Raw genomic sequence first — 8,960 nt, forward strand, 5'->3', positions numbered from 1 at the left:
CAGTGTCCGAATTGCCCGCTCGTGCACGATCACCAGCTTGTTCTTGTACAGCCATTGACGCGCCCGCACGAGTAGCTGATCGCGGTCGGCGCAGCGCGCCACTTCGTCGCGCAGTTCACGTACCAGTGAGCGGCGCTGGTGCTCGCTCATCCACTGGAATCCAAGGACCGTGCAGGCTACTTGTTGGTGATCGAATAGCGTGCGCCCGCGTTCATACATGGCTCTCAGCGAGGCGACTTCTGGTGCTGCAATGCCAAGCTCGTTGCCAAGGTGGCGCCACAAGGCTACTGGAATTACCCGAAAGGCACCGAGCAAACGCCCACTCATGCGCAGGAAACCAATATGGAGCGCCAGACCAAGCTTGTGGGAATCACCTCGGCGTGCATTGATTGCGTCGCGCTCGGCACCATCGAAGGTGAAAAATGCCTTCATCTCGAAGTCGCTGATATCGCGGGGGAGCCCACGCATCCCCAAAAACGTTGTGTGCCAACCCTGCATCGTGAACCTCAAAAGTGGGAGGCCACCATACCCGTTTACAAAGCGAACAGGAAAGTCAATGAAATCAACGGTCTACCCAGACCACCCCCGCGCCAGTGCTAGCTTTGCGTACCGTCACTTATTGCACTGAAAACGAGGAGACCCCTAGATATGCCGTGGCTCGGCAAGCGGTTCGCCACCGATCAGCATCAGGCGGGTCGCCCCGGCCCCGCGCAGCACGAGTTCGGCGCCGGGCTTGAAGACCACGAGTTCGCCGGCTTCGAAGCGGCCGGCCTGACCAAGTACCTCGAGCGCTCCCGACACCACGTAGACCGCACGTTCGACGTGCTCCGCCTTCACCTGGTAGCGCGCGGCGTCTTCGAGCACGATGTCGGCGTAGACCATGTCCGAGTACGTGCGCACTGGCGACACCAGTCCATCGCTTCGCCCCGCGATCAGCGTCAGTGCAGCGCCGTCCGATTCGGTCTTGGGAATGGCCGCCGCGGCGTGATGGAAGAAGGCCGGTTCGGCCTCTTCGTGCGCCTTCGGCAGCGCCACCCAGGCCTGAATGCCGAACAGCGACGCGCCGGGCCGGCGCTCGGCTTCGGGCGTTCGCTCGGAGTGCACGATGCCCGAACCGGCGGTCATCCAGTTGACCTCGCCAGGACGGATCGCCTGCACGTTGCCCAGGCCGTCGCGATGCATGATCTCGCCAGCGATCAGGTAAGTGCGCATTCCACTGATCGCGGGCACCCATTCCAGACGATGGCGGGCAGCAGTCCACGCTGATCGCGGGCAGCGTTCCACGCGATGGCGGGCAGCCGCGCGCGGCCCGGAGTGACGGCGGCGATGGTAGTGCAGGTGCCCGCGATCAGCGTGGAACGCGGCTTTGGCCGGTTGCCCACGCGGCGCGCAGCGCCGGGTGGGTAACCGGTGCGCCGAAGGCGATGAACACGCTTTGATGGATCGCTTGGCAGCCTTGTCCACGGCGGCGGTCGGCGCCTGCGACGAACCGAGCGCCGCGGTGGGCAAGGCGGTGCAGGCCGCGCGCATGGCTGGCATGGCACGGCCTGCTGCGCGACAGCGCAGGTATCAGCCGCCCTGGCTGGTGTCCTCGGCCATGGCGGCCTCGGTGGTAGCGCTGGCGTTGGCGCGACTGCGTCGCATCGACTCGCCCTTCAGCGCGATCTTGTGCGCCCCGTGCACCACGCGGTCCAGGATCGCATCGGCCAGCGTGGGTTCGCCCAACCATGCGTGCCAGGCCGCCGGCGGCAACTGGCTGGTGATGATGGTCGCCCGGCTGCCCACGCGGTCGTCCAGCAACTCCAGCAGGTCGCCGCGCTCGTGGGCCGCAATGGGCGTGAGCGCGAAGTCGTCCAGCACCAGCACTTGCACGCGCGCCAGTTGGCCGAGCCGGCGCTTGAAGCTGCCGTCGCCATGGGCCACGTGCAGCTCCTGCAGCAGCCGCGCGGTGCGGGTGTACAGCACGGCGTGGCCGGCGCGCGCGGCCTGGCGCGCCAGCGCGCAAGCCAGCCAGGTCTTTCCGCAGCCAGTGGCCCCGGTCAGCAGCACGCTGCGCCCATCGCGCACCCACTGGGCCGTGGCCAGCTCGGCCATCAGCGCACGGTTCAGCCCACGCGAGGCGCGCCAGTCGATGTCCTGCATGCAGGCGCCCGAGACCTTCAGCTGCGCGGCCTTGAGCAGCCTGCAGAGCCGCTTGTCGTCGCGCCAGTCGACCTCGCGCTGCACCAGCAGCGCCAGCCGGGCGTGGAAGTCCAGATCGGCCGCCGCGTGCGTGGTGGCCGGATCCTGCAGTGCGGCCACCAGGCCGTCCAGGCGCAGGCCGCGCAGTTGATCCAGGGTGTTTTGAGCGAGCATGGGGTGTGTTCCTTCGGTCGGCATGGGGTCAGTGGTAGTAGCCCGCGCCGCGCACGTTCTCGTGCACCGGCATGGCCGGCAGGTCGTGTTGGGACGTGCCATGACGGTCCAGGCCCGAGGCCAGGATGGAGCTGATGCTCTTGTAGTGCGGTGCGCGGATGGACAGTGCCCGGGCGCAGGCCGCCTCCAGCCGTTCGGACCCGTACTCGCGCCCCAGGCGCATCAGGCCAAGGCAGGCGCGGTAGCCCTGCTCGGGATGCGGGCGGTGCTCCAGCTGCCAGCGCACCACGGCCGCGCAGGCCTCGCCGATGCCCTGGCCCCAGCCGAGCAACTTGGCCGGGCTCCACTGCGCGTGCGCGCGGTGCGAGGCGGGCATGTGCTCGGCCGTGGTGCTGTGGCCACCGCGCCGGCCATTGAGCACATGGGCGGCCACGCGCTGGGTCTTGTGCAGCGCCTCCAGCNNGCGGTGCGGCACGCTGTAGTAGTGCCCCTCGTACTCCACGTGGTAGTCGATGTTCACGCGCGCCAGCTTGAAGCGGGCCACCTGCATGGGCATGGCCGGCAACGGCGCCAGGGCGGCGCGCTCCATGGCCTCGAAGGCGCTGCGCCGGCAGCCGGGCAGCTTCTTGAAGGGCCGCTCGTTCAATTGCGTGAGCAGCGGCGCGATGGCGTGGTTCAGTTCCGCCAGGTTGATGAAGCGCCGACCGCGCAGCCGCGCCAGGATCCAGCGCTCCACGACCTGCACGCCGACTTCCACCTTGGCCTTGTCCTTGGGGTGTGCAGGACGCGCCGGCAGGATCGCCACGCCGTAGTGTTCGCCCAGCTCGGCCAGCAGCCGGTGCGCCGTGGGCTCGTAGCGGTCGGGCCGGGCCATCAGCGCGCGCGGCTGGTCAGGCACCAGCAGGCGCGGCACGCCGCCGATGAACTGCAGGGCCGCGATGATCGAGCGCACCCAGTCCTCGGCCTGCTGGGTGCGCGTGGCGCAGGCATAGGTGAGGTTGGAGGCGCCCAGCACGGCCACGAAGATCTGCGCGCGCGTGATCTCCCCGCTGAACATGTCCACCAGCTCCACCGTCTGGCCAGCGTAGTCCACGAACAGCCGCTCGCCGGCCTTGTGCACCTGGCGCATGGAGCGCTTGAGGCCTCGTGCAAAGCGCGCGTACTTCTCGCAGAAGGCGCTGTACTTGTACGCCCGACCGTCGTGGGCGAGCTGGTACTCCTCCCACAGCAGCTGCAGCGTCACGCCGGGGCGCTTGAGCTGCTGGTGCAGCTCGGACCAATCGGGCTCCAGGTGGCGGGCGCTGCGGGCCACGGGCGCGGGGTGCAGCCGCGCCTGCAGGGCATCGTCGTCCAACTCGCGGGCCTGCGCCCAGGACAGCCCGGCGGCCCGCGCGCGGCTGGCGATGTCGCTCACACAGGTCTTGCCTACGCCAGCGGCGCGGGCCGCCTCGCGCTGGCTCAACCCGGCCTCGTGCAGCAGTTGGAGAACTCTTCTGATCTTGCTCATGGGTACCTTCGGTGTGGGCATCGCCTCGCTCTCGCTTCGTTCAACACAAAGCGCGCGAGGCTATGCCCGGTTGCGATAGGTCACCCCGGGGCCGCGGCGGCTGCCCGCCATCAGAATGGAATCGTGCCCGCGATCAAATGGAACGCTGCCCGTGATCGTCTGGACTGCTGCCCGCGATCACGTGGAACGCTGCCCGCCATCAGCGTGGAACGGTGCCCGCGATGGCGTGGAATACGCAGGTAAGTAACCGTGGCCAGGCCGATGTGCGGATGCGGCCTCACGTCGAAAGCTTGGCCCGCCGTGAAGGTCGCGGGCCCCATGTGGTCGAAAAAGACGAACGGCCCGACCATCTGCCGGCGCGCAGACGGCAACGCCCTTCGAACCTTGAAGCCGTCTCCGAGGTCGCGCGTCGGCGGCAGGATGACGGTCTCGACACCAGCGACCCCGCTCTGGCGAGTGGTCGTGGCGGGACTCGGTGCGCCGTACGCCTGAACGAGGGCTTTGCTCATGTGATGGTTAAGGGAGTTGGGGGAAGACGATCGCCGGTGCGCTCACGCTTGGGGCGCGGTCGAGTCGCGCCAGCACAGCGCGGAGAGCACGGTGCCTTCGCCGTCGATCTCGAACTCTTCGGGCAGCGGCCCGTCGATGCGTTCCAGTTGCACGGTACCGGTCAGCCGTTCGCGCAGGTCGCGCGCCCATCGGCTGCCGTGCGCCATCCAGGCGGGACTGATTTCATCGCCGTCGAGCGAGGGTTCAAGCATCACGATGACCCGCAGCGCGGGCCCGTCCGTCGCCTGGATGGCCCACAGCCGCCGAACGGCGGGCTGCTCGGCGTACCAGCGGGCCAGTGCAGTCGACGTGGCGCAGACGGGTTCGAGGGCTTTGAGAGCAGAGGTCAACGACAGTCTCATGGCGTGCCCCGGGGTTACTGCGGCATGCCGCTCTCGGCACGCAGCGCGGCTTGCACGCCGGCGTCGGCGTCCATCATCCGTACGAATCGCGCGAGGTTGTCCAGGCCTTGCATGTCGACCTTCCTGGCTGCCGACCAGCGCGAGAGCACGAAGAGGTACGGGTCCGCGATGGAGCGTTCGCCGGTCAGCCAGTCCCTTCCGTCGAGTTGATCGTCCAGCCGCGCGAGGTACTCGCGCACATGGCCGCGCGCGTTGTCCGCGAGGATTGGCGCCATCGCCGCGTCGTTCAGGAAACGCTGCGGCACGAAGATCGGCTTGAACGCCTTGTGTACATCCGAGTTGAGAAAGCCGAGCCAGCGCATGACTTCGGCGCGGGCGCGCGGCGACCCGTCGCCCAGCAGGCGCCCTTCGGGGTACAGGTCGGCCAGGTAGCCGAGGATGGCGACGTTCTCGGTAAGCGACAGGTCGCCGTGAGCCAGCAGCGGCACGGTGCCACCCGCATTGATGGCAAGGTAGTCGGGCGACTTGATGCTTTCCAGGCTCATGCGCACCGGTTCGTGGTCTGCGCCGATCCACTGGAGGACGATCAGGTCGGCGAGGGAGCATGCGCCGGGCATGTGATAGAGCTTCATGGGATATCCGTTGGGTTGAGGCGGGCCGTTCGCTTTGGCGGGACGGCCGGCATCGGGTTGTGCAGGAGAGGCTTGCGAACGATTCAATGCTAGGCAGGCGTGCGCGGCGGCGGAAGGCATGTGTCGGGGTGCACCGTGTTGTCACCGGCGCACCAATCGCGGTGCCGGTGCATAGACGCATTGGTGCATTGGTGTGGACAAGGCAACACCGTGGTCACGCCATGGCACCTACCGCCGCCCGCTGGCCGCGCCTACCATCCGCGTGAATCTGATACATAAAGCACGCATGCCTCGAGCCGCTCGGACATCTGCACCGTTCATTTGCCGATGTGCACGGCGCGGCCCACCGACAGCCCAAGCGCGCACATCGCCAGGCACAGGAGCAGGCAGGCCGCCAGCGGCATCGTCCAGTTGCCTGCGGCCTCGTGCAGGTAGCCCACCAGCGTGGGACCGACAGCTGCCAGCAGGTAACCGATGCATTGCGACATGCCGGACAGCGATGCGGCGATCTGTTGGCTCCCGGCACGCAGCCCGACGAAGGCCAGGCTCAGGATCAAAGCCGACCCCATCCCCATGCCGAAGGCAAAGAGCCACAGCGGTGTCAACCCGGGCAGGGCCAGCAGGCCGGCCAGGCCACAGGCACTCAGCGCCGGCGAAGCGAAGGCAATCCAGCGTTGATCGGTCATGCGGTGCAGGAGCGGCATCAGCAGCAGCGCGGGCACGGCCCCTGCAAGCTGCATCCACCCATGCAGTGTGCCGGCGCGGGCGCTCGAGAAGCCGGCCTCCTGGAGAATCGAAGGCAGCCATGCAATCGCCGCAAAGTAGATGAAGCAGGTGAGGCCCAGGTACCCGGCCACCTGCCAGGCCAGAGAGGCCTTCCACACCGAGGCCCCCACCGAGGCTCCGTGCACACCCGTGGCAAGGCCCGGTGCCGAGACGGTTCGAAAGCGCAGTTGCGGCAGCCACAGCAATGCGGCAGCGAGCGGCAGCACGGCGACGGCGCCCAGCGAGGCCGGCCATCCGGCGCCAAGCGCGTGGTCCAGCGGCACCGCCACGGCCGAAGCGAGGCCCGCGGCAGAGATCATCGCGAGTGCATACGCGGCCGTGAGCTTCGCCAAATGATGAGGAAAGTCCCTTTTCAGCAAGCTCGGCAACAAGACGTTGGCAATGGCAATCGCGCCGCCGATCACGCAGGTTCCCGCATAGAGCGCCGAAGCTGTGCCGCCCGAGCGCACGGCGATGCCAGCGACGAGCAGGACCAGCGATGCAAAGAGCACGCGCTCCAGACCGAATCGGTGTGCAATGGGTGCTGCAAGCGGAGACACCAAGGCGAACGCGAGAAGTGGCAGCGTCGTCAGCAGGCCGGCCTGCGAAGCGTTGAGCGCGAAGTTCTCGCGCACGGGTTCGAGCAAGGGCCCGAGCGCGGTGATCGGTGCCCTGAGACTGGCCGCGATGAGCAGGATGCCAGCGATGAGAACCGCGGCGCGGGGCGAAGAATCTGCCGGTTGTGAGGAATGCATGGAGGTCCGAAGTGATGCGGGATGCCACAGAAGAATATAGTGACGAAGCGCGGGTTCGAATGCCTGCGGGCGGACTAAATATGAGCAAATCCGGTCAAGATGAACCGCGAGGCACACGCAGCCGAGCCCCTTGGACTTTCGACTTCGAAAAGATGGATGCCCGCGTGGCCGCCGTGCGGATCCGCACCCGGGCGCTGGCCGAGGAATTGCCGACGCACCGGCATCCGCAAGGTCAGTTGGCGATGCTGCTGCGCGGCACCGTGACCTGTGAAGTGCCCGGTGCGCTGTGGATGGCGCCGTTGCACGGTGGCTTCTGGATTCCCGGGGGCGTGCCGCACAGCCTGAGCGTTTCGGCGGACGGAAGTGCCTGTTTTCTTTTTGTGCAAGACGCCGCCACCGTCATGCCGCAGACCTGCTGCTCATTGAGCATCAGCCCCTTGCTGCGCGAACTCATTCTTCACGTGGCCGCTTTGCCAGAGGGCGCGCAGCGCGACCCGCAGGCGCAACGGCTGCACGCCGTGCTGCTCGACCAACTGGTGCGCATGCCAACCGAGGCCATGCACTTGCCGGTGTCGGAGGAGCCGCGTCTGCGCCGGCTGATCGATGCGCTGATGCGCGATCCGGCAGACCGGACTACGGCAGCGCAATGGGCGTCGCGCCTGGCCATGAGCGAGCGGACCCTGACCCGCCTCGTTCGACTCGAAACGGGCATGTCCTTCGGACGTTGGAGCCAGCGCCTGCGCCTGATCGTGGCGCTGCAAAGGCTGAACTCGGGCCTCTCGGTGCAACGGGTGGCCGATGAGCTGGGCTACGACTCGGTGAGTGCCTTCATCACGATGTTCAGGAAGGCCATGGGCCAGCCACCGGCACGCTACCTTGCGCAACGGCGCTAGAACCGGCGGGCATATCGGATCTGGACGAAGTTCTCACCCGGGTTCGGATGCTTGATGCCTGCGTTCGAAAAGTGTTCGAGACGCAGCGCGATCTCGTGCCGGCGCTGCTCGCCGAAGCTTCGACCCACGGCCAGATGGGTGCTGAAGTTGAAGCTCGTCGAAAAGCTCTTCTGCCGGGTCTTGTAGACCGAAGAGGTGGCGGTCACCCCCAACCCCGTTTCGAAGAACCAGGGCGAAGCGCCATCCGCAGGGCGGTAGCGAAGCACCGGAACCAGCGCCAGCTGCGAGAGGTGCGAAAGCCCGGCACGGTCGGCCGACTGGATCTGCCAGTACGCGTAGGAAGCCTCCAGGAAGCTGCTCAGCTCGCCCGGTCCCAGCTGCCATCGGTAGGGCAGGTCCCAGCTGAGTCCGACGGTCAGCGTTCGTGTGCCATGGGGTCTCCTCGTTTTCAGTGCAATAAGTGACGGTACGAAAAGCTAGCACTGGCGCGGAGGTGGTGTTGGTAGATCGTTGATTTCATTGACTTTCCTGTTCACTTTCAAATCTGCGATTCGTGGCGTCAAACCGTGGTCGGTTTCATCCATTGGTGCCAGTTATCGATGCATTTGGCCGCGAAGGCAGGATTTGGTCAGCATAGCGGTCAACCGGGAAGCGAAACACACCCCGCAAGTTGATGCTCTCCAGCCTGGTGGGCGCAATCTTCCCGATCAGTTCCGGTGGAATGACCTGGCGGCGGTTCGACCAGCGATCCAGGACCGCCTGCATCTGTGAGGTATTCCACGCCATCACGATGTTGGCCATCAGGCTCAACGCATCGGCCACAGCCTGCATTTCATCGACACGTTTGGCCTGCGCCGGGCTGATCCGGCCGGTATAAATGGCGCGCTTGAGGGCGTTAACAGCCTCGCCCCGATTGAGCACCCGGCGCAACTCGTTCCTGAAAGCGTCCTTGACAAAGTAGTCAGCCAAAAACGCCGTACGCAGCAACCGCCCCAATTGCACGCCAGCCTCATAGATTGGATCGCCCTGGGCGGCAGAACCGAACCGCGCAAGAGCTGCCACCGCACTGGCATGTCCGCTCATGACCGAGGCTGCCAGGTGCACCAGACTATCCCAATGCTTTTCGATCAAAGCGACGTCGA

11 protein-coding genes are annotated in these 8,960 nt (G+C 66.5%); 1 reads left to right on the top strand and 10 read right to left on the bottom strand.

Annotated features, from left to right (window positions below; genetic code table 11):
• The 8 genes from C1I89_RS31495 to C1I89_RS31530 form a co-directional block, all read right to left on the bottom strand.
• A partial coding sequence (locus C1I89_RS31495) for a DUF4158 domain-containing protein (protein WP_003049892.1) occupies positions 1–498 on the bottom strand: 498 nt, incomplete at its 3' end.
• Between the two features lie 144 nt (positions 499–642).
• On the bottom strand, positions 643–1,539 hold the full coding sequence (locus C1I89_RS34970; RefSeq protein ID WP_219929627.1) for a pirin family protein: 897 nt from the start codon (positions 1,537–1,539) through the stop codon (positions 643–645).
• A 30-nt stretch (positions 1,540–1,569) separates the two neighbouring features.
• A complete protein-coding gene (gene istB, locus C1I89_RS31505; protein WP_102776170.1) occupies positions 1,570–2,355 on the bottom strand; it encodes an IS21-like element helper ATPase IstB in 786 nt (261 codons plus the stop codon).
• A 28-nt stretch (positions 2,356–2,383) separates the two neighbouring features.
• Positions 2,384–3,883, bottom strand: coding sequence for an IS21 family transposase (gene istA, locus C1I89_RS31510; RefSeq protein WP_102776171.1), 1,500 nt, complete (start codon positions 3,881–3,883; stop codon positions 2,384–2,386).
• 89 nt (positions 3,884–3,972) lie between these two features.
• The gene (locus C1I89_RS31515; protein WP_102776172.1) at positions 3,973–4,371 is read right to left on the bottom strand and encodes a pirin family protein; all 399 of its coding nucleotides are present in this window, start codon (positions 4,369–4,371) and stop codon (positions 3,973–3,975) included.
• 42 nt (positions 4,372–4,413) lie between these two features.
• Positions 4,414–4,773, bottom strand: coding sequence for a hypothetical protein (locus C1I89_RS31520; protein WP_102776173.1), 360 nt, complete (start codon positions 4,771–4,773; stop codon positions 4,414–4,416).
• 14 nt (positions 4,774–4,787) lie between these two features.
• Positions 4,788–5,405 carry a glutathione S-transferase N-terminal domain-containing protein gene (locus C1I89_RS31525; protein ID WP_102776174.1) on the bottom strand — a complete coding sequence of 206 codons (618 nt, stop codon included), beginning with the start codon at positions 5,403–5,405 and terminating at the stop codon, positions 4,788–4,790.
• A gap of 317 nt (positions 5,406–5,722) precedes the next feature.
• Positions 5,723–6,925 (bottom strand): MFS transporter, encoded by a 1,203-nt coding sequence (locus C1I89_RS31530; protein WP_102776175.1) that lies wholly within the window; start codon positions 6,923–6,925, stop codon positions 5,723–5,725.
• An 80-nt stretch (positions 6,926–7,005) separates the two neighbouring features.
• Here C1I89_RS31530 and C1I89_RS31535 point away from each other — a divergent pair, with 80 nt between their 5' ends.
• The gene (locus C1I89_RS31535) at positions 7,006–7,818 is read left to right on the top strand and encodes an AraC family transcriptional regulator (RefSeq protein ID WP_258231566.1); all 813 of its coding nucleotides are present in this window, start codon (positions 7,006–7,008) and stop codon (positions 7,816–7,818) included.
• Here C1I89_RS31535 and C1I89_RS31540 read toward each other — a convergent pair.
• Entirely contained in the window at positions 7,815–8,276 is a 462-nt protein-coding gene (locus C1I89_RS31540; protein ID WP_308810298.1) for an acyloxyacyl hydrolase, read from the bottom strand. The two genes, C1I89_RS31535 and C1I89_RS31540, sit on opposite strands and share 4 nt — an antisense overlap.
• Positions 8,277–8,394: 118 nt before the next feature.
• Positions 8,395–8,960: Tn3 family transposase (locus tag C1I89_RS31545; RefSeq protein WP_146173233.1), on the bottom strand; the 566-nt coding region annotated here is incomplete at its 5' end.

It is taken from the genome of Achromobacter pulmonis, from assembly GCF_002885955.2.
GTDB classification, from domain to species: domain Bacteria; phylum Pseudomonadota; class Gammaproteobacteria; order Burkholderiales; family Burkholderiaceae_B; genus Achromobacter; species Achromobacter pulmonis_A.

Bases quoted from the DNA above. Each gene is read 5' to 3' on its own strand.
- C1I89_RS34970 (WP_219929627.1), bottom strand. From the start codon at position 1,539: ATGCCAGCCATGCGCGCGGCCTGCACCGCCTTGCCCACCGCGGCGCTC.
- istB (WP_102776170.1), bottom strand. From the start codon at position 2,355: ATGCTCGCTCAAAACACCCTGGATCAACTGCGCGGCCTGCGCCTGGAC.
- C1I89_RS31515 (WP_102776172.1), bottom strand. From the start codon at position 4,371: ATGAGCAAAGCCCTCGTTCAGGCGTACGGCGCACCGAGTCCCGCCACG.
- C1I89_RS31520 (WP_102776173.1), bottom strand. From the start codon at position 4,773: ATGAGACTGTCGTTGACCTCTGCTCTCAAAGCCCTCGAACCCGTCTGC.
- C1I89_RS31525 (WP_102776174.1), bottom strand. From the start codon at position 5,405: ATGAAGCTCTATCACATGCCCGGCGCATGCTCCCTCGCCGACCTGATC.
- C1I89_RS31530 (WP_102776175.1), bottom strand. From the start codon at position 6,925: ATGCATTCCTCACAACCGGCAGATTCTTCGCCCCGCGCCGCGGTTCTC.
- C1I89_RS31535 (WP_258231566.1), top strand. From the start codon at position 7,006: ATGAGCAAATCCGGTCAAGATGAACCGCGAGGCACACGCAGCCGAGCC.